At 41.7% G+C, this 24,768-nt stretch carries 40 protein-coding genes; 3 read left to right on the forward strand and 37 right to left on the reverse strand.

Annotated elements, in window-relative coordinates; translation table 11 throughout:
• Position 1 precedes the first annotated feature (1 nt).
• From MKZ11_RS17135 to MKZ11_RS17235, 21 genes are all read right to left on the reverse strand, one after another.
• Complete coding sequence (locus MKZ11_RS17135; RefSeq protein ID WP_340795573.1) at positions 2-964, reverse strand: XkdQ/YqbQ family protein; 963 nt, start codon at positions 962-964, stop codon at positions 2-4.
• Positions 957-1,619: a LysM peptidoglycan-binding domain-containing protein gene (locus tag MKZ11_RS17140; RefSeq protein ID WP_340795574.1), complete on the reverse strand. Its 663-nt coding sequence runs from the start codon at positions 1,617-1,619 to the stop codon at positions 957-959. The genes MKZ11_RS17135 and MKZ11_RS17140 overlap by 8 nt, the downstream gene beginning before the upstream one ends.
• Before the next feature lie 3 nt (positions 1,620-1,622).
• Positions 1,623-3,872 carry a tape measure protein gene (locus MKZ11_RS17145; protein WP_340795575.1) on the reverse strand — a complete coding sequence of 750 codons (2,250 nt, stop codon included), beginning with the start codon at positions 3,870-3,872 and terminating at the stop codon, positions 1,623-1,625.
• Positions 3,873-3,930: 58 nt separating this feature from the next.
• Entirely contained in the window at positions 3,931-4,518 is a 588-nt protein-coding gene (locus tag MKZ11_RS17150) for a hypothetical protein (RefSeq protein WP_340795576.1), read from the reverse strand.
• Between the two features lie 240 nt (positions 4,519-4,758).
• A complete protein-coding gene (locus MKZ11_RS17155) occupies positions 4,759-5,241 on the reverse strand; it encodes a phage tail assembly chaperone (protein WP_340795577.1) in 483 nt (160 codons plus the stop codon).
• Between the two features lie 71 nt (positions 5,242-5,312).
• Positions 5,313-5,807: a phage tail tube protein gene (locus tag MKZ11_RS17160; protein ID WP_340797039.1), complete on the reverse strand. Its 495-nt coding sequence runs from the start codon at positions 5,805-5,807 to the stop codon at positions 5,313-5,315.
• Between the two features lie 25 nt (positions 5,808-5,832).
• Positions 5,833-7,143 carry a phage tail sheath family protein gene (locus tag MKZ11_RS17165; RefSeq protein ID WP_340795578.1) on the reverse strand — a complete coding sequence of 437 codons (1,311 nt, stop codon included), beginning with the start codon at positions 7,141-7,143 and terminating at the stop codon, positions 5,833-5,835.
• Positions 7,143-7,385: a hypothetical protein gene (locus MKZ11_RS17170; protein ID WP_340795579.1), complete on the reverse strand. Its 243-nt coding sequence runs from the start codon at positions 7,383-7,385 to the stop codon at positions 7,143-7,145. Before MKZ11_RS17170 ends, MKZ11_RS17165 begins: the two co-directional genes overlap by 1 nt.
• Before the next feature lie 5 nt (positions 7,386-7,390).
• Positions 7,391-7,813, reverse strand: a complete 423-nt coding sequence (locus MKZ11_RS17175; protein ID WP_340795580.1) for a phage tail terminator family protein — start codon at positions 7,811-7,813, stop codon at positions 7,391-7,393.
• Positions 7,803-8,309 carry an HK97 gp10 family phage protein gene (locus MKZ11_RS17180; protein WP_340795581.1) on the reverse strand — a complete coding sequence of 169 codons (507 nt, stop codon included), beginning with the start codon at positions 8,307-8,309 and terminating at the stop codon, positions 7,803-7,805. The genes MKZ11_RS17175 and MKZ11_RS17180 overlap by 11 nt, the downstream gene beginning before the upstream one ends.
• Positions 8,309-8,671, reverse strand: a complete 363-nt coding sequence (locus MKZ11_RS17185) for a hypothetical protein (RefSeq protein WP_340795582.1) — start codon at positions 8,669-8,671, stop codon at positions 8,309-8,311. Before MKZ11_RS17185 ends, MKZ11_RS17180 begins: the two co-directional genes overlap by 1 nt.
• Before the next feature lies 1 nt (position 8,672).
• A complete protein-coding gene (locus MKZ11_RS17190) occupies positions 8,673-9,023 on the reverse strand; it encodes a hypothetical protein (RefSeq protein ID WP_340795583.1) in 351 nt (116 codons plus the stop codon).
• 12 nt (positions 9,024-9,035) lie between these two features.
• Positions 9,036-9,332 (reverse strand): hypothetical protein, encoded by a 297-nt coding sequence (locus MKZ11_RS17195; RefSeq protein WP_340795584.1) that lies wholly within the window; start codon positions 9,330-9,332, stop codon positions 9,036-9,038.
• A gap of 47 nt (positions 9,333-9,379) precedes the next feature.
• Positions 9,380-10,423 carry a major capsid protein gene (locus MKZ11_RS17200; protein ID WP_340795585.1) on the reverse strand — a complete coding sequence of 348 codons (1,044 nt, stop codon included), beginning with the start codon at positions 10,421-10,423 and terminating at the stop codon, positions 9,380-9,382.
• 16 nt (positions 10,424-10,439) lie between these two features.
• Positions 10,440-10,811, reverse strand: a complete 372-nt coding sequence (locus tag MKZ11_RS17205; protein ID WP_340795586.1) for a hypothetical protein — start codon at positions 10,809-10,811, stop codon at positions 10,440-10,442.
• Positions 10,812-10,825: 14 nt separating this feature from the next.
• Positions 10,826-11,440, reverse strand: a complete 615-nt coding sequence (locus tag MKZ11_RS17210) for a phage scaffolding protein (RefSeq protein WP_340795587.1) — start codon at positions 11,438-11,440, stop codon at positions 10,826-10,828.
• A 174-nt stretch (positions 11,441-11,614) separates the two neighbouring features.
• On the reverse strand, positions 11,615-12,643 hold the full coding sequence (locus MKZ11_RS17215; protein WP_340795588.1) for a minor capsid protein: 1,029 nt from the start codon (positions 12,641-12,643) through the stop codon (positions 11,615-11,617).
• The gene (locus tag MKZ11_RS17220) at positions 12,627-14,063 is read right to left on the reverse strand and encodes a phage portal protein (RefSeq protein ID WP_340795589.1); all 1,437 of its coding nucleotides are present in this window, start codon (positions 14,061-14,063) and stop codon (positions 12,627-12,629) included. Before MKZ11_RS17220 ends, MKZ11_RS17215 begins: the two co-directional genes overlap by 17 nt.
• A 9-nt stretch (positions 14,064-14,072) precedes the next feature.
• Complete coding sequence (locus tag MKZ11_RS17225; protein ID WP_340795590.1) at positions 14,073-15,356, reverse strand: PBSX family phage terminase large subunit; 1,284 nt, start codon at positions 15,354-15,356, stop codon at positions 14,073-14,075.
• Entirely contained in the window at positions 15,356-16,216 is an 861-nt protein-coding gene (locus MKZ11_RS17230) for a terminase small subunit (RefSeq protein ID WP_340795591.1), read from the reverse strand. Before MKZ11_RS17230 ends, MKZ11_RS17225 begins: the two co-directional genes overlap by 1 nt.
• Positions 16,217-16,265: 49 nt before the next feature.
• Positions 16,266-16,544, reverse strand: coding sequence for a hypothetical protein (locus MKZ11_RS17235; protein WP_340795592.1), 279 nt, complete (start codon positions 16,542-16,544; stop codon positions 16,266-16,268).
• 388 nt (positions 16,545-16,932) lie between these two features.
• On the opposite strand from MKZ11_RS17235, the gene MKZ11_RS17240 reads away from it, so the two are divergent.
• Positions 16,933-17,382, forward strand: coding sequence for a helix-turn-helix transcriptional regulator (locus tag MKZ11_RS17240; protein ID WP_340795593.1), 450 nt, complete (start codon positions 16,933-16,935; stop codon positions 17,380-17,382).
• Positions 17,383-17,481: 99 nt separating this feature from the next.
• On the opposite strand, the gene MKZ11_RS17245 is transcribed toward MKZ11_RS17240, so the two are convergent.
• The 4 genes from MKZ11_RS17245 to MKZ11_RS17260 all read right to left on the reverse strand — a co-directional run bounded on the left by MKZ11_RS17245 (position 17,482) and on the right by MKZ11_RS17260 (position 19,036).
• Complete coding sequence (locus MKZ11_RS17245; protein ID WP_340795594.1) at positions 17,482-17,898, reverse strand: helix-turn-helix transcriptional regulator; 417 nt, start codon at positions 17,896-17,898, stop codon at positions 17,482-17,484.
• A gap of 15 nt (positions 17,899-17,913) precedes the next feature.
• Positions 17,914-18,102, reverse strand: coding sequence for a hypothetical protein (locus MKZ11_RS17250; RefSeq protein WP_340795595.1), 189 nt, complete (start codon positions 18,100-18,102; stop codon positions 17,914-17,916).
• Between the two features lie 95 nt (positions 18,103-18,197).
• Positions 18,198-18,839 (reverse strand): hypothetical protein, encoded by a 642-nt coding sequence (locus tag MKZ11_RS17255; RefSeq protein ID WP_340795596.1) that lies wholly within the window; start codon positions 18,837-18,839, stop codon positions 18,198-18,200.
• Entirely contained in the window at positions 18,836-19,036 is a 201-nt protein-coding gene (locus MKZ11_RS17260; RefSeq protein WP_445327053.1) for an XtrA/YqaO family protein, read from the reverse strand. Before MKZ11_RS17260 ends, MKZ11_RS17255 begins: the two co-directional genes overlap by 4 nt.
• 80 nt (positions 19,037-19,116) lie before the next feature.
• Between MKZ11_RS17260 and MKZ11_RS17265 the strand changes: the two genes are divergently transcribed.
• The gene (locus MKZ11_RS17265) at positions 19,117-19,335 is read left to right on the forward strand and encodes a hypothetical protein (RefSeq protein WP_340795597.1); all 219 of its coding nucleotides are present in this window, start codon (positions 19,117-19,119) and stop codon (positions 19,333-19,335) included.
• Between the two features lie 28 nt (positions 19,336-19,363).
• On the opposite strand, the gene MKZ11_RS17270 is transcribed toward MKZ11_RS17265, so the two are convergent.
• From MKZ11_RS17270 to MKZ11_RS17280, 3 genes are read right to left on the reverse strand one after another with little or no spacing between them, the layout of a single operon-like run.
• Entirely contained in the window at positions 19,364-19,594 is a 231-nt protein-coding gene (locus MKZ11_RS17270) for a helix-turn-helix domain containing protein (RefSeq protein WP_340795598.1), read from the reverse strand.
• The gene (locus MKZ11_RS17275; RefSeq protein ID WP_340795599.1) at positions 19,591-19,893 is read right to left on the reverse strand and encodes a hypothetical protein; all 303 of its coding nucleotides are present in this window, start codon (positions 19,891-19,893) and stop codon (positions 19,591-19,593) included. The genes MKZ11_RS17270 and MKZ11_RS17275 overlap by 4 nt, the downstream gene beginning before the upstream one ends.
• Positions 19,890-20,186: an IDEAL domain-containing protein gene (locus tag MKZ11_RS17280; RefSeq protein WP_340795600.1), complete on the reverse strand. Its 297-nt coding sequence runs from the start codon at positions 20,184-20,186 to the stop codon at positions 19,890-19,892. The genes MKZ11_RS17275 and MKZ11_RS17280 overlap by 4 nt, the downstream gene beginning before the upstream one ends.
• Before the next feature lie 268 nt (positions 20,187-20,454).
• On the opposite strand from MKZ11_RS17280, the gene MKZ11_RS17285 reads away from it, so the two are divergent.
• On the forward strand, positions 20,455-20,616 hold the full coding sequence (locus tag MKZ11_RS17285) for a hypothetical protein (protein WP_340795601.1): 162 nt from the start codon (positions 20,455-20,457) through the stop codon (positions 20,614-20,616).
• 354 nt (positions 20,617-20,970) lie between these two features.
• Here the strand turns inward: MKZ11_RS17285 and MKZ11_RS17290 are convergent, their stop codons facing one another.
• The 9 genes from MKZ11_RS17290 to MKZ11_RS17330 are packed head-to-tail and all read right to left on the reverse strand — an operon-like array spanning position 20,971 to position 24,759.
• Positions 20,971-21,201 carry a hypothetical protein gene (locus tag MKZ11_RS17290; RefSeq protein ID WP_340795602.1) on the reverse strand — a complete coding sequence of 77 codons (231 nt, stop codon included), beginning with the start codon at positions 21,199-21,201 and terminating at the stop codon, positions 20,971-20,973.
• Between the two features lie 12 nt (positions 21,202-21,213).
• Positions 21,214-21,873 (reverse strand): Holliday junction resolvase RecU, encoded by a 660-nt coding sequence (locus tag MKZ11_RS17295; protein ID WP_340795603.1) that lies wholly within the window; start codon positions 21,871-21,873, stop codon positions 21,214-21,216.
• Entirely contained in the window at positions 21,873-22,148 is a 276-nt protein-coding gene (locus MKZ11_RS17300) for a dUTP diphosphatase (RefSeq protein ID WP_340795604.1), read from the reverse strand. Before MKZ11_RS17300 ends, MKZ11_RS17295 begins: the two co-directional genes overlap by 1 nt.
• Positions 22,149-22,162: 14 nt before the next feature.
• Positions 22,163-22,378: a dUTP diphosphatase gene (locus MKZ11_RS17305; protein ID WP_340795605.1), complete on the reverse strand. Its 216-nt coding sequence runs from the start codon at positions 22,376-22,378 to the stop codon at positions 22,163-22,165.
• A gap of 31 nt (positions 22,379-22,409) precedes the next feature.
• Complete coding sequence (locus MKZ11_RS17310; protein WP_340795606.1) at positions 22,410-23,651, reverse strand: DNA cytosine methyltransferase; 1,242 nt, start codon at positions 23,649-23,651, stop codon at positions 22,410-22,412.
• 26 nt (positions 23,652-23,677) lie between these two features.
• Entirely contained in the window at positions 23,678-24,145 is a 468-nt protein-coding gene (locus tag MKZ11_RS17315; protein WP_340795607.1) for a single-stranded DNA-binding protein, read from the reverse strand.
• Positions 24,142-24,351 (reverse strand): hypothetical protein, encoded by a 210-nt coding sequence (locus MKZ11_RS17320; protein WP_340795608.1) that lies wholly within the window; start codon positions 24,349-24,351, stop codon positions 24,142-24,144. Before MKZ11_RS17320 ends, MKZ11_RS17315 begins: the two co-directional genes overlap by 4 nt.
• Positions 24,348-24,542: a hypothetical protein gene (locus MKZ11_RS17325; protein ID WP_340795609.1), complete on the reverse strand. Its 195-nt coding sequence runs from the start codon at positions 24,540-24,542 to the stop codon at positions 24,348-24,350. Before MKZ11_RS17325 ends, MKZ11_RS17320 begins: the two co-directional genes overlap by 4 nt.
• On the reverse strand, positions 24,535-24,759 hold the full coding sequence (locus MKZ11_RS17330) for a hypothetical protein (RefSeq protein WP_340795610.1): 225 nt from the start codon (positions 24,757-24,759) through the stop codon (positions 24,535-24,537). The genes MKZ11_RS17325 and MKZ11_RS17330 overlap by 8 nt, the downstream gene beginning before the upstream one ends.
• Positions 24,760-24,768: the final 9 nt, after the last annotated feature.

The raw sequence follows: 24,768 nt of genomic DNA on the forward strand, positions 1-24,768 counted from the left end.
ATTACGCAACAAATTCACCACCAATCAACCGTAAATCCATATAATGATCACTCTCATTAAATGTGTGCTTCGCAGTTTCAACCACCATGTAATTTGCTACTGTAATATCACCTAAATAAAGCCCGACTCCTAAACTACTACCACCACGCACTCGGGGGTCGCCAAATGCGCGCTTAACGCTCAATTCGCGTGACTTTTGATTGTGCAAAGAAAGCAATGCATCGGCTTTCGCTTTACCATTGGCACCTTCTTGTATTGTCTCAAAAAACTGCAGAACTCCCCATTCATTCATCGTTCTACTGTCTTGTGAAATGTAGATTTCACGTTTGCCTGACTTCTTGTTTTCGTAGGAAAGTTTGATTTTGTTGTACGTATTCGAATCAATCGATGAAGTATAATCAAAGCTTTCGCCCGACTCTGCATCGATTAATAAATCCAATCTCATAGATTCAATGTTTTGCAACGCAATCGCGCCAAAATCATCATACAATACATACATTTTACGCGTGCTCTGTAATGTTAGGTCAAGACCGATTTGCACCATATCAAAAAGTGTCTTGTTATCTTCGATGCGAGAGGGTATTTTCATGCCTGTATTTCCGATTTTACCCGCTTTTAAATTGAAATCGCCGATTAACATCTGTAAGAATTCACTGGCTGTCTTGTTTTTGTATGTTTTTGTGTCTTTGTTTTTAAAGTATCGCAATTGATCGTAGCAAGTGACTGCAATCATATCGTTGCTAGAACGCTTTTTCGTGAACACGAACCCATAAAATATCTTAGCGCCATCATAGATGAATCTAACGGCATTTCCTTCAAAGAAGCCAAGCGCCTCATCCTTTATAACGGTGAATGTGAGCTTGCCTGGCACGCCTTTACGGGTAGTTTCCCACACGATACCTTCTTCGGCTGCAACCTCCATGATTTTAGCACCGTTCTGAATGATTAATTGAGCTTTACTCAAACTTAATCACCTGCCCGACCTTAATGATATTAGGGTTCTTTATGCCGTTTAACTTTGCGACTTCTTTATACTTTTCACCGTTACCTAATTGTTTCTGGCAGATAGCCCACAATGTATCGCCCGCCTTCACTGTGTACGATTTAGGAGGCGTTTTACTACTCGGTCTAGCTTTGGTTGTCGTTACCTTCTTCGTTGTCTGAGCGCCTTTTACCGCTGTTTTAATCACTAGTTTTTTTGTACCATAATCACGGTATTGTTTCAGATGAATCGCCACTTCTATGTCGAAACCATTCTCAGCATCTTCCTTGATTTCGTACTCTTCTAGAGTCACCTTCATATTCGTATCGAAAAGTAAGTCACCATTTGGTTTTGAACGAGTAACTATGAATTGGAAAGGCTCTTTATTAACCTTTAGCTTTTCGAGTTTATCAAGATAATGCGTAGCTGGTTGGTAACCTTCTGGATATACCGCGAATGGATATTTCGCATTTGGCAATAAAACATCAAATGACAGCTCGGTAAGTCCGGCCGTCTTTAGTATATTGACCTCACCTTCGTTAATGAGTGTGATTGTTTTATTCTTATTCGATATTTTCGTGTCAAGCTTTGGTGGCGCAACAGGTAACTGCACGCCATCCAAGAAAAAACCGTACATCCGTTACGCCCCCTCTGCCGCTACGTCAAGCGCTTCTTCAAGTTTTTCTGCGAACTGATCAATGATACCGTCCAAATCTAGGTCAGAGTTGATTGTATTCGTGGAACTGAAATCCACTTTTACCGATGCCGTTGTAAAACGATTGATTACATCTCGTTCAGCCAGATCACGTAAGTATTTCAAGTCTTCTTCTGAAGCTTCCATCGACTTTGCCATTTTAGCAGTGTTCTTAGCGGTATTTGCTTTATTCTTCTTATCCGCTGGATCTGCCTTCGCGATATCTAATGCGCTTAGACCTTGTCCCATTTCTGGTCTCGGGATATTATCGGATGCCCCGCCGAAGCTTAGTTTATCCTCTATTTTAGCCCCTAAATTATAACCGAAATCGTAAGCTTTTCCGTACTCAAAACGGTCAAAATGGAGGTCGCTAGCATCCATTCGTGGAACTTTTATTTCCGCTTCTCCATAAACTTCAGTAACCATCCCACTTAAAGCATTCCGCCATCCGCTTACCGCACTCGCGAGATTCGAACCAAATAAAGTATCTATAGCAGAGGCAATGCTTCCCAAAATGCCGAGCACGTGATCTCCTAAATCAGCAAACAAACGAACGATTGAGCCGATGGGATCATTGAAAACGTTGGCAAAGAATTCTGCAAAACTCGCCCAACCATTCCAAATTAGTGCAATAACATCAATGATCAAGTTCCCTGCTGCGATAAATATGTTACCTATGAAGGCGAGCGCCGTCATCAGTACACCAACAATTATTCCCGTGGCTGAAATAGTTGTACCTGCAAAATGATTTACTGCCGCAACTGCCGCATAAAAAATTGCGATTATAGCTATGATGCCTATGATTATCCATGTAATTGGACAAGCGAGTAACGCAGCATTCAATCCCTGCTGAGCAAAAGTCAAGGCAATAATAGCAGCCGTTTCTGCCCAAGAAACAGCTATACTCCATAATTTCGCACCAATAGTTCTTAAGGTTGTTAGCCAAGCAAAACCCATTGTGGCGTTATAAACGATCAAGGAGGCTACTACTCCCCACATGACAGGTTCAATCATTGACCAATTATCAGAGATAGCTGCCGCTGTCTGTATTGCTATTTGCCCCGTCCACGATAAAAGATTCGCTGTAAAGATAATCGTTGAAGATAAACCAGAGAAGAGATTATCAAGCCGACCATCTCCAACTATTTCATTGTAAACATTGATTAACGGTATGAAGGCAGCAACCGCCGGACCGATATACTCCGGAATCTTCTTAATTTGTTCGGTGATATTTTGGACTAACGTAACCAAAGGACCTTCAGCTACCATAAACTCTTCCATCATAGCGGTTCCTGCGTTACGTGAAGCGGATTTCATTGAGTCAACTGCTCCTGCCCAGGTACCTTTTACACCCTCCATTAAGCCGCCAAATTTGGCATCCATACCTTCAACCAAACCAGAAATAGCTTGTCCGACACCAATAGCACCAGACGAAATTTGTTTCTTCATAGCTTCGGCAGATTCACCGGCAGCCTGCCCCAGCATTTCATAAGCGTTTATCCCGAATTGACTTAGCCTATTCACTTCCATCGCCGTAATTCTGCCTTGCGCTTGTATTTGCCCGAATATATTTGACAAGCTAGACATTTCGGCGTTACCTCCACCAATAGCGGCTACTGCATCACCGATAGACTGCATAATCGGAAAAGTATTTTCAGCAGCTACACCGAATGCAATCAGATTCCGACTGGATTCAAGGAGGTCTGGATAGGCAAACGGGGTTTTTAATGCGAAAGCGTACATATCATCCATGTATTTCTTTGCCGTTTCTGCATCTCCAAGAAATGTTGTGAACGCCACTTCGGACGCTTGCCTAAAGGCGATAAAATCAATACCTTGTGAGAGCATCCCGCCAACAAAGTTCTTAACAGACTGGAAGCTTAAATATGCCGCAGCAATTCCCATCAACTTGTTCAACAAGCTATCCGCCGCCGATGTCCCTGCGCGTATTTCGTTATTAAACTGCTGTTGAGCGCCATTCGCTTGTTGAATCTCTTGTTCCACTTGATCAAATGCCGCTCCCGCTCTCGCTAACTCTTGACGCGCAAGTTGAATGCTCGCCGTATCAACAGCGCGACCCGATGCGGCTTGTAATGATTCGAAGCTGTTCAAAACCACATTCATCGCAGTATTCATCGACTGGAATGCTCGGGACATATTGTCTTGTATCTGTATAGATGTACGAATTGTAGCCACTTTCTCACCGCCTTTTAAGCATAATAAAAAGCACCCTGTAAAGGATGCTTTTCTGTAGTCATCTAATTTTATGAAGATATTCCTTTCCGTTAATAGTAACGGTAATCGTAAGTGGTTCTGTTCCGTTTTCAACTTCGTCCGGAACTTCCGCCAAGTAATGAATTGTGCCGTTTTTCAAAGGTTCGATTGACGTGATATTCGTAAACGTGAAGTTACTACCACCACTTTCTTCGATAGTTGAAAATGTGCGATATTCATATTTATCGTTAAAAGTGACCTCTACGGATGCAAATTCATCGGCAGATTTACCGGAAGTCAGAAGGCTTTTAAATTTGATTACAGTATCGAGATACGTAGTTCCCTCTTCTTTCGCTTCATAGTATGTGTGGAAACTGGCTGGATTAGGCGGTTCAATCTTCTTCGCGAATTTGGTGTCAGTTATTGTGAATTCAGAAAAATCTTCAATAACAACCATTTCTCCATTTTCGATATATACCTTTTCCACTTTCGGCTTCGCGGATACTTTAGGTTCCTCTTTGGCTGGGTCGTCATTTTTCACTTCAACCGAAGACTTCACTTCCGCTTCACCGCTCCCACACCCTACTAATAACGCGCAAAGCATAAATAGATACATTATTTTCTTCAATTTCATACCCCCTCCTTATGTCCTATCAATATAATACAACAAGAAGGGTCTATTATCATGAATTCTACGGTTTCTTTAATTTACGATTCTTTTCTAGTTTCTTTTCTTTCTCCATTTTCACCTCTATAGAAGCGATAACCACCGCTTTCTCTTTCATCGGCAAATCGTCAAAAGTTGAAGGTTTCCAGTGAAATTTGTGCAGACAATAATAGGCATAGTTGAAATCGGCATCATTGTCATTTATGAGTTTTTTGCTTCTTCGACCAATTCCGTAATACCCACATCAAAGCCATTCACTTCTTGGACTTTAACAAGGTAGTCTTGATACTCTCCCGGCTTCAACATCACTTGTAACAAAGCCTCAGCCCCCATAACGCCATAGGAATCCTGCAACTCTTTACTATGCAAATTCGGAAATACAGTACATTTAACCGCGAGCTGCGCTAGGTACGAATTGTAGTCTGTTTCAGGAGAAAACATATTACGCTTTCCAGGCACAGGCAACCTCTTTGTACAACCCTTACGTATCAACTCATCTTCTTGCGGTAAGATTGAACAAATTTCCCATTTAACCGGTTCAAAGATTGGTTTCTTATCTTCACCAATCTTTTGTTTACCTGTTTCCTTATCGATGACTGGTTCGATGAATCTTTTTGATGCAACGTATTTTTCATTCTCTTCCTGTACTGCGTTCTGCGCTAAAAATGCGTTTAGATTACTCATTATCTATCACCTTATCCTTTTCTATTTTGAATTTGAATTATAAAAAGGCCGCTATGAAAGCGACCCTCATCTTATTGCATACCAGGTAGTAAACCGAATTTCTCCGGCATTTCAAAGTCTTCAAATGTGCCATCGATTGGTTCGTCTAAGTACTCACCATCCGCATCGAATTTAGCGAGAACGCCACCATCTAAGTTACAGTCTTTATGAATGACTGTTTGACGGCCAACTGATGATGTCGGATCTTCATTCGTTACTTGGATATCGAAGTACACGTCTTCTCCAGTTTCTTTAAATCGATAAAGTAAATCGCGGAAAATCGATTGGTTATAATGAGCTGTACCGCTAAAAGCACCTTCCCAACCAGTTGATTTATTACCTTTACCGGTTTTCCCTAGAATCGGAACTTTAGTTTTTGTTTTATCGATAGTAGATTCAAAATCAATAATCTGCATGAAGTTATACCGATTGCCTTCGATTGTTACGTAGCATTCGGCTAGTCTCGCACTGACAGAATCTTTCGCAGCCATAGTTTCCGCAAAGAACTGTAAATCAAGTTTCAACATTTTATCCACGTTATTTCCTCCATTCTTAAACTACCGTTGTAGTGATATAAAGTTGCGTCATGCAGTTTGTCGGCTGTACCGCTTCAGCAACAGCGACCGACTTTTTACTTTCACCCTTTTCAACAACCACATCATCAGCTTCGAAATCCTCAAGCGCCCGAATCTTTTGTAATTCTTTCCGGTGCGCAACAAGATCTCCCCAAAACGAGACTCGACCAGACTTGTCATTTTGCACTTTACCTAAATAACGTTTATTGAATAAAATGGCTGTATCATTACCAATTTGATCAAGTACGCGCATTGTTTGATTACTGCTGAAATCTTCGTTTTTATCGACAGTAAATGAAGTGAATGTATTGAGGTCCTCTAATACGTGAACGTCTTCACCGACCTTATGGAAGGCATACTCCCCACTTCTGATGGCTTCTTCCAATTCTGGTTGACTGAATTTCGTATCAATCGCAAATTCTCCATCGTACTGTTTGTTAGTGTTCGATTTATTTACAGGACAACCAGCTGCCGCCCCCAACGTCCAATAAACTGCAGAAGCTACATCGGAATCAGTCACATCATTTTTCACAGAAATAATACCTTCATGGTCCGCGTCATTCTTTTTGTGTAGGACCAACTGGAATTTCACGCCTACCTGGTCACGCAATCGCTTTGTGAACTCGGAATAAAGACTCTTCACGGCGTCCTCAGTCGACAGGCAACCAATAGCATTAAAAGAGTATGGTTCTAGCGCTTCTAAGGCTTCTTGATGAGCTTGTCCATTCGTAGCGTCTCCGTTAGCACCACCAACCAATGGCATACCCGCAGTTTCTGTGATTTCCACACTTGGTTTCCAGACTATATAATCACTATCTTTTAATTCGCCTGTATTAGCACCAACTGTTTGCTCATCTACCAAGCTAGTGCCTAGATAAGTAAGGACATCGAATTTACTATCCTCGTCCACGTTGGCTGAGACAACCACAGTAAGTGCATTACCTCGGATACCCTTGCATTTTGCTGTAGCCATTTCGTTACTGGCAGCAACCGCATTCGTCGCTAACTTGTAAAAGTAAGCCGTGTGAATGTTCTTGAATAAGTCACGAATACCGCGCAATTTTTCATGCGTATAATCGTAACCGAAAATCTTACGTGATTTCTTCTGTAAGTCTTCCATCGTCACGGTGAATACGTTACCGTCTTCGCCCCAATCGAGAGGGATGGGTAGTGCAGCATAACCACGTTCACTTAGATTGACCCAAGCACGCGCCGCACTAATAAAGTTGTGATAAGTACCTGGTAACGTCTTGTTTTGCGCTAAAAAAGTTCCTCCACCTAATGCCATTATTTACTCACCTTACCTTTCAGGAACGTTTCTAATTTCTTTTCAACCTCTACGCGCGTATAGGTTTTGTCGTCTTTTAGAATTGCGTTTAAGACGTCACGATAGCGACCGTATTTCTTACTGCCTACAACTTGTTGTTTAGTGAAATTGGTAAGAGATGGAGCGGGAGACTCTTTTGATTTGTTCTTGACCTTAGTAATCTTTGCTTCCGCCTTGATATCCAAGTTCGTTGTTTTAGTCACTTTAATCACCCTTTCGTTAATATTCGTTGTTCCAAATCTTCCATAATTGGGATAGGATTTTGTATTTTGTAAATATGCATGTTGTAATTCACAAAAAAGTGAAGAACACCATCAATGACAGATGCTTTCATCTTTGTGCCACAAAGCAAATCACCATTGATACACTTGACGTATTCCATTTCATTCATTAGTTTGTCAGCGGTGTTATGTGCATCTATATTGCCGCGACCGAAGTAATGGATATCAAACGGATTCGTTTTATGGTATCGATTGCCAACAACTTGTTCTTGATCAGGCTCGAGTAGAGCAATAAAAAAACAAGGCTTCTGGAAGCCCTGCTCAATCGATTCCGTATAAATGGTATATTCATCACCGAACGTTTTGTGCAGCTTGATAGCGATAGCGTCTACTACGTCATTAATCTGCATCGAACACACCACCTAAGAACTTCGTCAGTTTCTTTTCGAGTATTTGTATTTTCTGCTTATCTAGTTCCTGTTCAGAAATAGTTAGCATAAACTGCCCCTTCACCCACCCTTTGTGATTACGGGTACGGTGTCCGAATTCCACATAACTCGCGTACTTTACAGGGTTGATAATTTCAACTTCAAAAACATTGCCGGCCTTCTTGATAGTTAGCGATTCGGCGTATGACTTAACACCCGCGCCACCACCAAACACGGCAGTTAATTCGGCTTCACGTTCGCTCTTAGCTGTCCAACCACGGCGTAAGGTACCACCATTTTTACCTTCTTCGATATATACACCAACTGGAGTTCGTTTGATTACCTTCGCAAGCAATCTTGAGGCTAGTTCCTTCGCGCAATCCTCACAAAACTTTTCGAAGCCAGCACGTTCAAGCTTTTCCATCCGCTTTTGCAATCGCTGTAGTTGTCGAAAATCAACGCTACCCCACCTGGCCATTACGCCCACTCCTTGAATAGTTCGAGTTGTATTTCTTGGTGTGAACTAAAAAATGCAGGCTGCCCACTACGCGTGTAGGTTTCGATTCTGCCTCGTTGAGTTACGACAATTTTCGAACCTGGTTTGATATCAATCTCAGGCGCAATGAATAGCTTTGTAGATTGCAAAACTACACCAACTGTACTTGTTTGATTTGCGGACGCGGTACGCTCGAAAGAAAGTTTACAAGGTTGATTATCGAGCACTGTTACCTCTTCATGAGTTGTAACATGCGTAACTGGGTTCTTGACTGCTTGGCGCTCTATTACGGTACATACGCCGACGTAGAGGGATTCAATCGCCTTTCGATACTGCGCATTCACGTTACCACCTCAACTTTCGGAAGCGATTCAATTGACTTGAATAGTCGTAGAGTAACTTTTCGGTCGCTCTTTCACGAGATTCAACCTTCGCAGAACCGAATTGAACAGTTGTGTCACCTTCCCTAATGGAGGCGACAGACGACTGTGCCTCTGGATCAATCTTGCGATTTTCGCCTGTAATCATATCGACTACCATGTTTGCATGGGTGAAAGTGAGTTCTTTAGGCATGTCTGTTCTATTCAGATATGTGAGGATTGTTTGCCCGACTTCCGCAACAAATAGCTTTAAAAGGGTATCCCCCGGAAGTTTATCAGCAGGTAGCTTAGCTTTTACAATTTCAAAAACATCCATCGCTATCTCTCCTTACTCCTCGGGAGCAATCTCTTCTTCAAATGATTGGATAACCGCTAAAATATCGTCTCTTTTTTTCGCTTCACCAAGTTCGATGTCATTTTCCGTTGCGTATTCTTTCAGTTCTGGAACAGTCATTTCTTCAACTCGTTTAGGTTCTATCGTGATCAATTCAAATCCTTTTTCAATCACATCGAGTTCTACTAATTCGCCGCAAACATTTTCGGCGACAATTGCTGCATCACCTTTACGATGTAAGGCATTTCCAAGTTTTACGTTCCGGTTAAAGGTCACTTTAACTTCTGACAAGGTATTTACCTCCTTCAATAAAAAAATAGAGAGGAACAAGTCCCCTCTTAGTTAACTTTTGCAATGAAAATGTTATCGATCGTTTCAAAGCTCGGCAGAACAATTTCAGATACAATCGTCTCGACATTCACTGGATGCGGTTCTTTGATTGTCGTAATTGCTACGCCAGTATTAACAATGCGAACATCGGCCGACGTGCTACCAGTCATCAAATCAGATTCCTCCGGAGTCGTGCCGTAATACGTATTTCCAAGAGCACCATCTGGGAATAGAGTGAAGTGATCGTCTGGGTAGAAATTATGCAAAGTGTTGTCCTCCGCACGATATTTTTTATTGTAAACAGCGATTGATAAACCTAGCTGAGTCTGTAGATATTGTTTTAGCATCGCGTCAGTCATGATAATATTTTGCCCACCTAGCGGATTCATATCCAATCGAATACTCTTGTGTGCAAGGAGGTAACCAAACGTCTTACGAGTCATTACGGCGTTAGTAGGACGGCTTCCAGTGTTCTCTTCAACTTCATCCTGCCATCTCATAATGTCTGGGATTGGCGTAGAAGCTGGATCACTCCATTTTGCTCCCGCAAGAAGAGTTTCCTTGTGATCATCTTTCATGCCATAGTCGTAATCCAGATTAACTCGATTTGCAGTAATACCGATTTTCCCACTGGACAACAACTGCATAATCATTCGTTCAGGTTGAACTTCTGCCCCTTTAATCAATGTCGTTACATCGTCATAAATATTATTGACAATCGACTTGTAAGCTTCCGACAGATTAGTTGCAAGTAATCGATTCAGTTCTTGACGATCTTTCTCACCGATGCGCATTGCTTCACGGAAGAACGGCATCTCGGTTTGCACTTTGCTGAATCCAATACGGTCACGAAGTGTAGCCTTTGCGTCAAATTCGGAAGGAGTAAGTGCGACAGGTAACCCGTTCGCTCCTTTAATCCAGCTTAGGTCCAAACCAAGTTGTTTTTTCGCTGGAAACAATGTAGCTCCAAAATAAGGAACTTTGTTTGATGGGTTGTTTTCAAAATATGTTCCAATCTCTTGCGCATTTACTAGATCAAAAATAGTTGGCATTAATCTTCATCCTCTCTTATTTCAAAAATGTAACTTGTTTAAGTGCCGCAACTTCTTCCGCGGTTGGTGCTTTCGGAATCTTGTCTAGTGCGACAAAGCCGTGAATTAACAATGCGCCAGGTGCAGGACCATGTGTCACGTCAGTGTCATTGAACAATACACCTTCCGCATTTGAAACTTCATCAGCGGTCGTTGCTTTAACAGCATCTTTAGTATCATCCGTCAAAACACCACCACCGAGGATAGTTCCTGCAGGCACAATTTTCTTGCCGTCTGCATTAGCAGTAATCCCAGCATCACTAACTGTCACCGCTAGGTTTACGTAATGATCTGGGAACTTTAAAATTTCCTTTTTGTTGCCGTAAGTTGTTTGAGCAAATTTACTCATTTATGATTTCCTCCTTATTCAAAATAAGATTTACGTGCATCTTCGAGTCCTACATTACTTTTCGCTAGACCTTCAGCCATTTGTTTACCGTAGTCTCCTGCTTTAGGTTCTGCGTCAGTAGGGGGTTTGCCGTCCACCGGGGTGAATCCTTTGAATGCTGGCTTGCCATCCGAATCTTGCGCAAACAAATAGCCATCCGACTCCGACAGGGTTTTCAACTGCTCATCGAGACCGAGCAATTTCTCCCCATCAAGTTTGATGGCTTCTGTATCAAGTAGTGCTTTTACCGCTTTAGGGTTCTTTACCTTGGCGTCCGTTAGTGCGCGTTCAAGAGCGTAGTTGTATGACTGCTTTTGGATTTTCTCTTCATACTCAGATTTTGTTGAATCATTGGCCGCTTGAAGCGTCGCAATTTGTCCCTGTAACTCTTCACTGGCACCAGCTGTTTTCTTCAATTCTTCTAGCTGGGTATCACGAGCTACTAAGTCGGCATCGAGTTGTTTTTTAGCATCGTTCACTTCGTCAAAGCGTGTTTTGGGAATCATTGTTCCAATGCCTACCAAAACTTTATCTGCTTGTTCTTCTGTTAATCCCAATGCGATCAATTGCTCTTTGTTCAATTCAATCATCCTTTCAAATTACGTTTTTTAACGAGGGTATCGACCTCGGATTTGTCTTTTGATTTAACGTCTTAAATACCAAACAGACGAATGGTTGCATAACGGAGCAACGAAACCGAGATTTGTGAGATCACCGTAGCTTTCTCGAATTTGACTTCTTGAAACGCAAGTTCACCACCACCTTTAAGCGACAAATTTCTCTTCCCATACCTTATACGTCATGTTCGAAGGCACGTGGTACGTCTTGCCATCCTTACCTCTCGCAATACGAGAACCATAGTTATCGTCGAAATAAGGCACCGTGACTGTTCTGCACCAAACGTGAAACGGTGGTGCTGTGATACCTGGCTCATAATCCGACATCTTAAATACTTTGCCGTCGAGTTCTTGGCATATTGGACTGGTTTTACTGTCTAACGTAGCGACAATTTCATAGCTCTCTACATCAAGTTCTTTGAATGAATCTTTTTGTGCTGCAGACGCAAAAAAAGCCGACTCGGTCATCACTAACCGTCCTGCTTGATTCTTGGATGTATTAAACTTTTTAGCGATTGCGGCAATTATTTTATCCGGTGCATGACCACGGATGATTGATTGTGTTAATTCGGTGTGGAGTGTGTTGACAAGGTCATCCTTAGCTTTCCAAATGCGACTGCTGAAGTTAGCTCCATCTGCCGCCCAAGGCTTCGAAATGACTTGCTGTAGCTGTTTGGTGTTAATGGATTGCAATGAGTAGCCGACATTAAAGCCCTTTTGGATTTCGAACGCTGTGTGAAAGTAGGTATCTTGATAAACTTCTTTCATCAGCCTCTCTATGCCCTCAAATTGCTTCCCGTACAATTCTTCAATCGTTTGCTGTGTTTGTAGCTTAATTGATTCCAGACGCGATATATGGACGCGTGCAGATGCGTTCTCTAGTTGCCTCATCCATTTGCCATCGAGAGCATTCTTTTCACCGTATTCGATGTACTTTTTAACATCCCAATGAAATTCAGCCAGCTCAGCGCCTCTTAACATCTGTTTAGCTTCTGCAAGTGATACTTCATTGTTCTTAGCGAATCGCACATACCAAACAGCAATATCCTTTTCAATTGCATCAACCGCAATCTTGTACTGCGCTTCTAAATCAAGCAGATAAGTTTCGCCCTTATGAAATTGTGAATCCAACAGTAATTCAAAACGGCCTTGCCAATAGTTACGCTTCTTTACCATCTATTTCACCACGATTCGGAAAGGCTTTTCGGTAATCATCATTTTCTTTCTGCAACTTTTCTTCTTGGGCTTTTAAACGTTTCTCGACCTCTTCGTTATACCATGGATGATTTTCACGAATCGTTTGATTATCAAGAATACCAACTGATTTCGAAGCGTTCTCAATAGCCTCTGTTTCCGCAATGATGATATTTCTATTAAAGATGACATTGATTTTCTCTTCCGTGAAATCCCCTTGACCTGTTACAAATAGATGATGGTTAATGAACCACATCATGTGCTCGAAGCTTGACTGGAACTCTGCTTCTAGAATGTTGCAATCCATATCCAAATCCGAATAACGGAAACGTAACGCCACACCAGAAGCATCTCCAAGGCCTACCTCTCTAGTATCAACACCTCGCCCGAACTCATAGATGGAATTTCTGTTACGGTCAATCTCCTTCTCTACTGCATCGGTTTGAATATCCGCCTGTAGCTTATCGACATCACCGTTTTCATCCAATTTCACGACCATATACTCGTTCAGTTCAGAAAGGAACTCCGCTAGATCTGCACCGCCATAATTAATTAGCTTATAAATGAATTTCGGAATATCAGCCAACAAATCCGCATTAGTTGACGCCTGCATATTGTAGTTGTCTACGAGCGACTTAATGCTATCAATCAAAGGTTGTTCTTCTTCGTTGTATTTGAAATGGATAAGCGGTATCTTCTCCCACACATACGGTTCGTCGTTGATTAGGAAGTGGTAGTTTTTCTCGATACCCGCCGGAACATCCGGAATGAGTTTTCCGCCTTCAAAAACAAAGTAGTTAACGCCTTGTGAATGGTAGTATTCCACTTTCTTTTTCGTTACCTTTTTCTTATCCTCATAAGCTGTCACCTCAAAAACACGAGTGAATGACAGAATCTCCATATGTTCGTTATCAGCCCAATTAGGGATAATCTGCTCAGACGGAAATTTCTTGAATGAAAGATCTCCTTCTTCATTGAAAAATGGATGAAGATACGCAATACCTTTATTGATTGCCTCTTTACCCACATTCTTGATCTTTTTCAGTAGCCCTCGGTCAAACGTTTCTCGCATAACTTTCCGATACGTAACGTTCTTAGTTCCAAATGTAGGTTCCTTCGACAACAAGTATCCAATCTTCTGGTCAACAAGCTTTTTAGCGAAGCCGTGTGTCAGCTGAGTGTTTGATTTCCACGCAATCTTTTGTTTTTTCAACAGGATATCCGTTTTGTTTCGATAATAGAGTTCGCCGACTATCATATTCGCACGGGTTTCACTTTTCTCCCACTCTTGTATTTCTTGCACTAATACTTCGTTGTCAGTAATGACACTGTTCACCATGTCGGTTATGACACTCTCCATCCTTTCATGCCAAGGTGCACGGTATAAGTCTTCAATCAGCATTTACTCACCTCATTTCAGCACGGACACTGCACCACCTTTTAAGTCAGACACCTCATAACCATCCAACCCGTACCAAATGGCGCTGAACGTATGGGGATCAATCTTAAAATCATCAGGTATGATGTTTCCGTTCTTATCTTCTTTGTAAGTTAAGTATTTTAGTTCTCTAACAACGTCCGAGCAGTCAGATGAGCAGATGATTTTCTTGAAGCGCTTGACCTTCTTTGTGTTGGCCAAACGAGAACCACCAAACTTTTTGGCACCCTTCATTCGGAACCCTTCCTGTTTGTAGTACTGAATTGTTTTTGGTTCCGCGCTATCGGCAAGAATCAGTTCGCGTGATTGCCTGAATTCGTCTAATTCGTCAGCTGTCTTATCGTCCGTCATCTGGTTCTTGTAATACTGCCAATAGATGTACAGGTACTTCTTTTCGTGGTCTATAGCCATCCGGATGACTGCGTTATATGAAGTCTCGAACCCAAAGTCCATACCAACACGCTCGATAGGCTTACGTGTAGATTTAATAGCTGCCATTACATCATCATGTGACCACTCTACAAACTGTGGCAAAACTCGTTTCCCGTTAACGCCGAAACGACCTTCCCGAGCGATACGGTGAAGGTCTGGATCATACTCTTTCATTTCGTCTAGCTGTTCGATATAGCTTTCAGGTAAGAATAAATTATCGTCTGCCGTTGAATGGTGGTAGTAGGTATCACCCACCACTACCGTGCGCTCAGCGTACAGTTCCATATCATCCAGGACAATTCGTTTGTTTCGCTCATCCTTGAAGAAATGCAAGAACGTCCAGTTATCTTCACCAATTGGATTGGTGGAAAGAATCATATACAGCTTAAGTGAAGGGTGCCGTAAACGCCCTAGTAACTCTTTAAAGCCTGCATACTTAATTTCCGAACACTCTTCTAGCCAAATAAGCGACACGTTGTTGATGGACTTTAACTTTGCGGGTTTATCCATCCCTTTGAATATGATTTTACTGCCATTCGGGAACTTAATTTGCATCGGCGAAGATCCACATCTGATTTTATGGCCTAGGCCTAAATCATTTATGATTTCTTCAAGCAAAGAGAATGTCGAATCCCTGTGAGTGTCGTAGACTTCACGAACGACTAAGGCTGTGCGCTTCTCGCTTAATAGTTTAAGGATTAGCTTCAGAGCAACGTGGTAACTCTTCGAAGAACCATAACCACCAACCAAGAACTGAAACTTTTGGTTCCAGTCAAACAAAAAATCCTCGAAATGAGGATTCACTTCTTTCTGTATAGAAACCATTAACGACCACCCTTTCGGCTGATCATGATTTCGATTGGTCCTTCATCGTTATCGCCGCTTAGCTTCTCTGTTTCGGCTTTGGTTCTAGCAATATCCGCTTTCAACTTCTCTTCCTGCAATCGTTTCTTGTCATTATCAGATAGCACATCAAAGTATTTGGATAGCATGTCGAGAGCCTTCATCTTGTCGAGTAGTTTGACAGACACACCATCTTTGCCTTGTTTGACTTCTGAAATAAGAGAACCATCCACTATGTCATCATTCTTAAAATCAACTTGGCTCATCTTGTATGTGATCGGCTTGAAGTTAGCATCCAGCATTACCTTACCTGTTTCCGGATGCCGCTGTTCCATCTCAACACTCCCGAACTCCACGAAATCAGTTATATCTGCAAAGGCAATCTGAATGTATTTATTGAGCACGTCCATTGCATCTATGAAGATACCTTGTTGCATTTCACCTTTGAGTCTTCTGATTTCGTCAGCAACCTTACTATTTCTTACTAACTCACTGCCTCTTACATGAGCACTGTTCGTCGCATATCCCGCCTTGATTGCAGCCATCGTCGCATTGAAGCTCTTAATGTAGTAAATACAAAAAAGCCTCTGCTTATCGGTTAAATCATCCGACTCAACAACAGGCTCTTTTATGGTTGCAACCTTTTTAGGGGATGCATCTTTTTTCGGTTGCTTGGTTGCATCCTTCTTCGGCGAACCCCTTGACCATTCATTACCATTTTTCGTATCCCTACTCTTACGACTCTTTAATGTTCCGAGTGCTACATCATATTTTTCAGCTAATGCAGCAAGCGTTATTTTTGTTGTTTCCCATTCCTTCTGTATCTCTTCCCAATTAGGCACATCACATCACCGTCCGCCTCCTTTATTTTTAGCATAGAAAAAGGACACCCTATTTTAACTGGATGCCCACTTCATCGTCCGTTATTTTATGTTTGATTTTGTACCGATATTTCTTTTTGTTGTTAGTCGTTATAAAGAAACCGTACACATTAATAGTATCTTCGTTTTTATATCCTTTTCTTCTAAGCGTAGGGTTTAACGTTTTAAAGTTCACCGAATGATAAAGTACATCTGAATTACTTAGTTTATGATTCACTTTTTCACCATGTATAACTAACTCTTTATTTTTTTCATCTAATATGTAAAAACCTTTGTATATAATCGTCATTGGCACATCTCTTACGTTTACCAGTCTTATAGTGTGGATCTTTGATATCAATTTTACTTTTAATTTATATCCCATCTTCGCTTTAGCTTTGGTGCTAACCACAAGCGTTCTATAAGTAACAACGACTGCTATGAGCGTTAGAATTGACAACGATATATTAGATACAGAAGAAATTGCATTCCAATTCACATTAAGGAAAACCACCTCATCACCTCCCACTGACACCATTCGTCACAAAAGGTGAAAATCCTCTATTTACCACACGTATGTATCGGGGCTGGTAAGAGGGGTCATTTCGCTCGCACGCACCCCCTCTTTTATTCTCCGCCTATACGGATAACCGGATATCAGGTAAACTTAAATCATTATTTACTTGGAGTTGATTACATTGGCTGAAGTTAAAATTGTGTTAAACGAAATCCTTAAAGAACGAAATATGACTCAACTAAAACTTTCGAATTTAACAGGCATCCGTTACGAATCTATCTCTAATCTTAATAAAAATAAAACTGAACGCTTATCACTTATCCACCTTCAGAAAATAATGACTGTACTAGAAATCACTGATGTCGGCATGCTATTAAAATATGAAGATGACACCATTGTCGAGCCGGTAATTGAACCCGCCACTGAAACTGTAGAAGATCCGTTAGATGCCAACATTGAAATGCTAGATTTGCCATACGCGGTGTATAACAGGCTAAGAAAGCAATGGAGCATGAATTTCGAGACTGTTGGAGATATCGCAAAAGCTGATTTATCTAAAGCTCGTGGAATCGGACCGAAATATTTACAAATCATTAATGACGCTCTTGAAAAATACTTGAATCGTCATTAAATATCAATTGCATGTAATGGGGACGTCGGCGTAGTTAAAACCACAAACCACCCAACTCCCCGACCTGCCTTTAAGTATATCAATGCGATTGCAGATGCGTCATTTCTCCGACGTATCCGACATATGCGACATTTTCCGAATAACGGTATCTTTTATTCTTCCAATATGACGGTCCGAAAATCCCATATGCATCCCGATCCACCGCATACTTTTCCCTTCTAGCAACCAATGCAACACCTCAATCTCCCGGTCAACCGTAATCAAATAAATTTTATCCTGCACCATCTTTATTTTCTTCTCGTAATCACTAATCTTCCTCCACCGCTTTTCCCTTCTTGAAAACTCCTGATAAATAGGATCACTATGACCGCCAGCTGCTTTCGGCATAGCTGCTTCTAATCCATACTGAGCCGTAAAGTTACCACCAACATCATTCAATCCCTCGCGCATTATCTTCACACTATTGATCATCCAGTGATAATCCTTTAACAACTGCTCAATCTGTTTCTCCGTCATATGCCCACCCCCTATTTATCGTTTACGAATTGCCCCGTTCACCCGTTTATAGGTCTGTCGATTACTCCCCATCAATTCAGCCCATTCTCTATCAGACAGCTGCTCCGACGAAATTCCCCTTGTCCTAGTATTCCTTCGCTCTACTACACCCGTACGAGCATCAGAGAGCCCTCTTTCAACCGGTTCCTTCTGCGACGATCTCATTTCCCTCACTCCTTTTTTGAAATAAAAAAAGAGGACAACAAATGACACAGCTTTTCGCTGTAATCAATCGTTGTCCTCTGGTTGGCCAGGGGGACTTATTTGTGTTCGTTTAATAATATTTCGACATGTTCACTGAAGCTTTCGAAGTCTATTTTGAGTCTCTCTGTCTGTCCTACAAAATTTGATATGTTTGCAACTCTTTGATCGTAAGGTAATTCCGGGAAAAGGGACAATTCATTATATAGGGTCGATAACATTCTGTTATATTTTAAATAGTCTTTAAGAAGGCCTTCTGTTAATTGGCTGGTCTCGATTTTTCTTGCTTCTTCACATAACCATTCGGCGTCTATAACATATAATCTAAACTTGTATTCCCTTTCATCATCGTACGTTTTAGAAAATTCATCGGAAAAAAAGTTCAGTAAATTTATTAATTGACTGTTAATGAATTGCAATTTGATTAAGTTATTCAAATCCGATTTTTTAATTTTATTGACTTCTGAACGCTTTCTCGTAAAAACGTCAAATCCAAATATAATTAAAGCAGTACTACCTGTAATGACGGCACCAAGCAAAGCTCCATAAAAACTATCAGAAAATCCGAATAACTTTCCACCTTCAAAGGTTATGTTTATTGTTAAACTAGACAACAATATATAAAGAATGAGCGATAGATTAATCAGTAGCAGCGCACCAATAAAAACTTTGTTAAATATACTCGAAACATTGTCACTCAAAATTCCTCGCCCTCTTCCCTCCGCATCCTTCTAACTTTCCCCTGATGCGTAACAATCCTATATTCACCATGCTCCGGAAGTTCTCTCACTTTAGCAATACCCTCCGAAATAACCACCACACAGTTCATTGGTAGTTCCATTATACCAATTCCCAACAATAATGCATCTGTATTAAAAGTAATATCTTTATTCACCAGGACCCCTCCTTGTGTTATAATCAGTCTGCCTAGACGGGAGGAATCCTGTCTTTTTATTTGTCTAAAAGGTGGTAATTCTATTGAACCCGTTTGAAGGTGTTGAATTTGACTGGATGCCAATCATCGGCCCGTTAGTTATTTTAATAGTTACGATGTTTGCTATCGCATTTATTTATAGAATATTTTTTAAGTGGTTGCCTAATGGTTTATATAACTTCCTCATCGGTCCAGTGTGTCTAATTGGTCTTTATTTGTGGTTTGTTCCAATGAATGTGGGATTCTACGAACTTTTCAAATGATACAAAGGCATCCTGGTCGATGTCTTTTTTATTGCCCAAATATCCCCTGCGGCCGTACCTGTATTTCCCCAAGTTCAGCCTGTTCAATAATGAGCAATCCGATTTCCAAGTGCTTACGTCCTAACTCTTCTGCAATGCTGTCAACACTCATATCCGCTTCCCACATCGACCTGAATACATCTGTTTCCCGTTCTGTAAACACCCAATCAATATCAACGTCATCAAGTAGCACACGCTTTTGTTCTTTAGCGTGGATCATTTGGATTCCTCCGCAATTTCGATTAGCTCTTTCATCGCTATTTCAACTGGCTTTCCGCTATAAATTTCAACAGCTTTCGAAAACCCTTCTAATGCTCCACGCAACCGTTCATTTTCTTCTTGTGATTTTAACCATTCGTTTCGCCAGTACAGACCATTAACTTCCTTTTCCGACTCCGGAAACCGACCAGCTTGCTCGCCCAACCAATGCCAATCTTCACCTTTAATTAATACATTTCCGTTTCCATCCGCCCCGATAGGACTCATATTTTCAAGTCGTTCCTCATTCGTCTCACTCACACCAATACCTCCATTCCTTTCAGTTCATCCGTAAGCCGCATAAACAACTTCATATCCTTTGCATCAAGCGCCATATCAATCTGCAACAGCAGCATGTCCTTGTCCGTGACATTCGTTTCGATGCTCGGATGATGTTCTAAATATTGACGAGACATCTTGGATTCTTCAGACATTTCAGCCATAAGTTTTCGAGAGTTGATTTTCCCTATTTCCGCTAAAGCATTCGCATACACAGCGAACGAAAAGCCTTCCATCAATTTTTTAAACTCTTCACGTTGATGATCACTGTTCATCCCATTCTCCCCCTCAAAAATATACGAATCATCCTCTTAACCAACGGATCACTCTTACCAACCCGAACCCTCTTCACAACTTCACTATCCATCGGCAAACTCCCAAGATAAGCAAGTCTAGCCGCAGCCCTTTGTATTGTTTTTTGGTTGTTCATGACGGTGCTCCTTTGTGTCTTCTAATGTTCATTGCCAAGAAATTACGTGAGATATTGACAACGTTGTGCTTTCGAAATTAGTATCAATTTAAATTACAAATGAGGTGTTTAATTTGAATAAATTTAATGTAACTTTAAGTTACCGATACGAGTATCACAGTGAAAACGATGCAATTCTTCATCGTGAAAATATAGCTAGTGGCTTTATTTTAAAAAATTCTTATCCGACTAAATTTGGTACTTGGATTTGCGAATATGAGAAAGCAATCGTTTGATTTGCTGCGCGTAATGGTCGTACTACGAAGTAATTGGCTTACATGTTTGACAGATTCTAATGCTATATGGTTTATCTCCTTTGAAAGCTGAGCCAAACAAATAATGGTATTTAGACCTTTTAACAATAGGCTTTAGGCAATCGTCACAAATATAATCTCGCCTTGCTGTTTGCACGACTTCTTTAATTACACTACTCATAAAAATCCCCTTCCTGCTTCGCCTTTTGTGTCAACCGCGCCACAGTTCCCAACCTTCTCGCTGCAGCCGTTTCAGCTCCTTGCCCCAAAGGGGCTCATAGGACCAAACCTTATGACCACTTTCCCACCGATACAAAAGCCTCCAAGGACGTTGGTTCATACCGCATTCCGCCGACGCATAACTACAATGTATTTCCCGCGCTCTTCCCGTTCAACAAATGCCCTTTTCGACTTACCGATACTAGTTGTCTGTTTGTAAATTGCTGCTGTATGGGATTCTGATCTTTCTGAAACAACTTCGAATCCCTTCACAATCAGTTCAGCTACCCGCCGTTTAACTTCGGTCTCATCAATACCAGTGACTTTCGTTGTGAAATACTCGCCCATCTCCTCATCCCCTTAGCATGATTTTAGATAATGCAGCACGTACCCATTTTCACTTTTCACTAAATCACAATGCAAAATCATCTCCGTGTATGGAATGGACTTCCTGCCACCCTTCCCAGCATCTTCCCAATGCGCTTCTAGCGTCTTGAAAGGTAAAAGGTATATTTCATCTAACTTAGTGAAAGAGACAAGCAAGAACGACCAAGCGCCTTTCTGATGCCATGATTTCAACAACTCATACTGATGCTCTGAAATGTTTTCTAGCGGAAAACTCGTCTTGCTAGATGTTTCTTTAGCATCGAATACGATTGCCCTGCCATCATGAACTCCTGAGTAATCAACCCACTCCGGCTTTTGTGTGTAACCAGTGACTTTCCCCCGAACGTTACTTTGTATCTGCACAGGTGTCGGGATCTTACGAATGTCCGCAACCCCCTTATTGCGATACTGCTGATTTGTCATGTCTATCAATCTTTCAAGTCCTGCTCCACGGTTAGCGTGGGAACGACTATAAACTGCCACCCCCGACTCAACAACCTCATCAAGCGTGATTTGGATTTTCTCAAACTCCGCATCTTCAGCAGCCTGTTTTTTCTTGCAGACAGGACCATAACCATCATCGATTGACTTCTGCGTTTTAAGCTCTCTTCCGCAACGATTACATGCGTTCATTAGTATCCCTCCGCTTGCCTGACGTGGTTGATTTCGTTTTTCGCGTAATAGGCTTCTTCGAACTCTTCCCAAGTGAAACCAAGAGTATCGATCAACGCTAGAAAGTCACTAACATACGCTTCGTAATTATTCGGCTCCAGTTTCGCAGCACTTGCAATAAATTCGGTGAATACGTCTTCAATTTTTAAATGCATATGCGCATTTACCACTCTGTATCGAATTTCTTCTACACGTTTTCCACCGATTTTCTGGAAATGCAATCCGATTGATAACAAAAAATGAAAGCAATCTACCAGTTTAATGCTTTTTCATAGTTGTTTTGTTTGTTTGACCAAAACTTGAATGACTCCGGCATTTCATTCGCTAACTCTGACAATTCAACGATTAATGCCAGCCGTTTCCGACTGAACAAATCACGCCCAGTCAGATGTTTTTCTCTGACGATTGCACCATCCAACGCTCGTTGCTTCAAAAAGAATTTAGAAAGATTGATTCTGTTTCGCATTACTACCCCTCACTTTCAAATTTTCATAGTTTTAATCACCTACAGCCACTTTATATCTTGAATTCTCCACACTCATTTCGGGTAAATTCGCTCTTACTAAAGCATCCGCAAATGGTGGTGGAACACTATTTCCTACACGCTTTATTTGTTCCGCTTTTGTCCCTGGGTGCTGATAACTCTTAGGGAAACCTTGACCAGCAAATAACTCATGTGGTTGAAGCATACGTAGCCCGATGTCAACGATTTGTTTGCCGTTTGTAATGCACGTCGTCAAAGCAAAGCGATCTTTTGTGGTAATCGTGTGCAACGGTTCGTTCAACCCCTGCGCTGTACTTTGTCCGTAATATTTTGTTAAGAATGCATAGACGATTGCGAAACGGTTGCCACCGGCTGTAATAGTGTGAAGTGGTGTATCTAGTGACAACCCTCTCACTTCTGATTCAGTCCGTTCTGTATAATAGCTGATTAAGTAAGCTGCTACATCGTCACTCGCCATGAACGGGTTATCTGCTTCCATTACGAATTTCTTTAACCCTCGTTCAATTCGCTTTAACGTATTAGGTACCAGCGGCTTTTTTCTCTCAAATATAGAAGGTGCTCCGATGCTCCAATCAATAATTTCCGACGATGTGCGCCATGGCTTTGCTCTTTTAGATTGCACCGCTAAACTTTGCGGATCCCTGTGAGTTGGCTCGGGCCAAGTAATCGGTTTACCATCACACCTAGCAATCATGAATAGTCGTTCGCGGGTAGTAGGCGCTCCATAATCGCAAGCTTGTAGCTTTCTGAAATCAACCAGGTAACCCAACACTTCAAGAGTTTTCACAAAGCTTTGAAACGTCTTTCCCTTTAATTCTTTTACTGGTTTTCCTTCATGAATTGGTCCCCAGTCTTGAAATTCCTCAACATTCTCAAGCATGATTACTCTTGGTTTAACTGCCAAAGCCCACTTAACCGCAATCCATGCAAGCCCTCTGATTTCCTGTTTAACCGGCTTCCCGCCTTTGGCTTTCGAATGGTGGGTGCAATCCGGTGAAAACCACGCAAGCCCAACTTTACGACCTCGCACAGCTGCGACTGGATCCACATCCCAAACCGACTCACAATAATGCTCGGTGTCTGGATGGTTTAATTTGTGCATGGCGATAGCAGCCGGATCATGATTGATGGCAATATCTACAGATAAGCCCGTCGCCATTTCAATTCCTGTCGATGCGCCACCACCACCTGCGAAGTTATCGACGATGATTTCTCTAAAAAAGTCTAGCTGCATTTTTTCCCCTCCTGACTACGTCTTGATTAGAACGGCAAATCATCATCCGCTACCTCTACCGGTCCGCCATCCGTCGAAAACGGGTCTTCTGATGTCGTTTCCCGTCGATTCTGAGCGTCCTGTTGTTGATTCTGAGTATTTGTCTGCCCTGATTGACTAGAACCGTTAGATTGATTGCTAGACTCATTTTTCGAATCAAGGAATTTGATACGACTTGCTACAACATCAACAGTGAATACTTTTTTACCGTCCTTGTCGTCGTAACTACCTGTCTCCAAGTGACCTTCAACCGCTATTTGCGAGCCTTTTCCTGTGTATTGATTAGCGAGCTCACCCGTTTTGCCCCACATGACAACCCGCAGAAAGCTCGGACTGTCTTTTTTAAACGGGTGATCCACTGCAATTGTGTTTTTAACTAACGGTGTTCCTTGCTGCCCGACTGTCGTCATTTCGTTATCGCGTACCCATCGGCCGATTAGATTTACTGAATTCATTCTGCAACCTCATATTCATCTTCATATTCCTCGATATGTTGTACATCATCGTTTTCGGATAGTCCGATGAATTCGCCATCTAACTCATAGATATAGGCTGTATACGGTTTCGCTTGGACGCAATCAGTGCAGTACGCTTCATCTTCGTAAACGAAATGCTCTGTTTCAGGTGGTAATTCTTCTCCGCAGTTAAAACACTTCCTCATGCTGTCATCGCCTCCACTTCGCCAAGTTCCGAAAGGAGCATCTGCACAGCCCCCTCCGGTGTCGTCCCTGTCGCTATCCGCAATTCATTGAGCAATGAGTTGAATTGTCGTTCCAGATGCCTGTCCTTGCATCCTGTGTTGTTCCACGCGCCAGCTGTTAGGATTAGTTTGTTGATGATGTGCTTAGTCATTGGAGTCACCATCCTCAAGCGCCTGTTTACCTTCCGTAGTCGGGATATAATAAGCTGATTCAACGTCCCAACCAGGTCGTTTTGTTGCGTAACCTTTCTCTACCAAGTCATTCCAGTTTTTGTTGTTTGAATCGGTATAGAACCGATTGCCGTTTTTGATTGCATGGCGCATATCAACAGTTTGCATTTTATTCATCAACTTCACTTTTTCAGTCATTCCGATTCC

The sequence above is a fragment of the Sporosarcina sp. FSL K6-1508 genome, from assembly GCF_038007465.1.
GTDB classification, from domain to species: Bacteria; Bacillota; Bacilli; order Bacillales_A; family Planococcaceae; genus Sporosarcina; species Sporosarcina psychrophila_B.

Bases quoted from the DNA above. Each gene is read 5' to 3' on its own strand.
- MKZ11_RS17140 (WP_340795574.1), bottom strand. From the start codon at position 1,619: ATGTACGGTTTTTTCTTGGATGGCGTGCAGTTACCTGTTGCGCCACCA.
- MKZ11_RS17155 (WP_340795577.1), bottom strand. From the start codon at position 5,241: ATGAGTAATCTAAACGCATTTTTAGCGCAGAACGCAGTACAGGAAGAG.
- MKZ11_RS17160 (WP_340797039.1), bottom strand. From the start codon at position 5,807: ATGTTGAAACTTGATTTACAGTTCTTTGCGGAAACTATGGCTGCGAAA.
- MKZ11_RS17165 (WP_340795578.1), bottom strand. From the start codon at position 7,143: ATGGCATTAGGTGGAGGAACTTTTTTAGCGCAAAACAAGACGTTACCA.
- MKZ11_RS17175 (WP_340795580.1), bottom strand. From the start codon at position 7,813: ATGCAGATTAATGACGTAGTAGACGCTATCGCTATCAAGCTGCACAAA.
- MKZ11_RS17180 (WP_340795581.1), bottom strand. From the start codon at position 8,309: ATGGCCAGGTGGGGTAGCGTTGATTTTCGACAACTACAGCGATTGCAA.
- MKZ11_RS17190 (WP_340795583.1), bottom strand. From the start codon at position 9,023: ATGGATGTTTTTGAAATTGTAAAAGCTAAGCTACCTGCTGATAAACTT.
- MKZ11_RS17200 (WP_340795585.1), bottom strand. From the start codon at position 10,423: ATGCCAACTATTTTTGATCTAGTAAATGCGCAAGAGATTGGAACATAT.
- MKZ11_RS17205 (WP_340795586.1), bottom strand. From the start codon at position 10,811: ATGAGTAAATTTGCTCAAACAACTTACGGCAACAAAAAGGAAATTTTA.
- MKZ11_RS17210 (WP_340795587.1), bottom strand. From the start codon at position 11,440: ATGATTGAATTGAACAAAGAGCAATTGATCGCATTGGGATTAACAGAA.
- MKZ11_RS17215 (WP_340795588.1), bottom strand. From the start codon at position 12,643: ATGGTAAAGAAGCGTAACTATTGGCAAGGCCGTTTTGAATTACTGTTG.
- MKZ11_RS17220 (WP_340795589.1), bottom strand. From the start codon at position 14,063: ATGCTGATTGAAGACTTATACCGTGCACCTTGGCATGAAAGGATGGAG.
- MKZ11_RS17225 (WP_340795590.1), bottom strand. From the start codon at position 15,356: ATGGTTTCTATACAGAAAGAAGTGAATCCTCATTTCGAGGATTTTTTG.
- MKZ11_RS17235 (WP_340795592.1), bottom strand. From the start codon at position 16,544: ATGACGATTATATACAAAGGTTTTTACATATTAGATGAAAAAAATAAA.
- MKZ11_RS17245 (WP_340795594.1), bottom strand. From the start codon at position 17,898: ATGACGGAGAAACAGATTGAGCAGTTGTTAAAGGATTATCACTGGATG.
- MKZ11_RS17250 (WP_340795595.1), bottom strand. From the start codon at position 18,102: ATGAGATCGTCGCAGAAGGAACCGGTTGAAAGAGGGCTCTCTGATGCT.
- MKZ11_RS17270 (WP_340795598.1), bottom strand. From the start codon at position 19,594: ATGATCCACGCTAAAGAACAAAAGCGTGTGCTACTTGATGACGTTGAT.
- MKZ11_RS17280 (WP_340795600.1), bottom strand. From the start codon at position 20,186: ATGAACAGTGATCATCAACGTGAAGAGTTTAAAAAATTGATGGAAGGC.
- MKZ11_RS17290 (WP_340795602.1), bottom strand. From the start codon at position 21,201: ATGGGCGAGTATTTCACAACGAAAGTCACTGGTATTGATGAGACCGAA.
- MKZ11_RS17295 (WP_340795603.1), bottom strand. From the start codon at position 21,873: ATGAACGCATGTAATCGTTGCGGAAGAGAGCTTAAAACGCAGAAGTCA.
- MKZ11_RS17305 (WP_340795605.1), bottom strand. From the start codon at position 22,378: ATGCGAAACAGAATCAATCTTTCTAAATTCTTTTTGAAGCAACGAGCG.
- MKZ11_RS17310 (WP_340795606.1), bottom strand. From the start codon at position 23,651: ATGCAGCTAGACTTTTTTAGAGAAATCATCGTCGATAACTTCGCAGGT.
- MKZ11_RS17315 (WP_340795607.1), bottom strand. From the start codon at position 24,145: ATGAATTCAGTAAATCTAATCGGCCGATGGGTACGCGATAACGAAATG.
- MKZ11_RS17320 (WP_340795608.1), bottom strand. From the start codon at position 24,351: ATGAGGAAGTGTTTTAACTGCGGAGAAGAATTACCACCTGAAACAGAG.
- MKZ11_RS17325 (WP_340795609.1), bottom strand. From the start codon at position 24,542: ATGACTAAGCACATCATCAACAAACTAATCCTAACAGCTGGCGCGTGG.
- MKZ11_RS17330 (WP_340795610.1), bottom strand. From the start codon at position 24,759: ATGACTGAAAAAGTGAAGTTGATGAATAAAATGCAAACTGTTGATATG.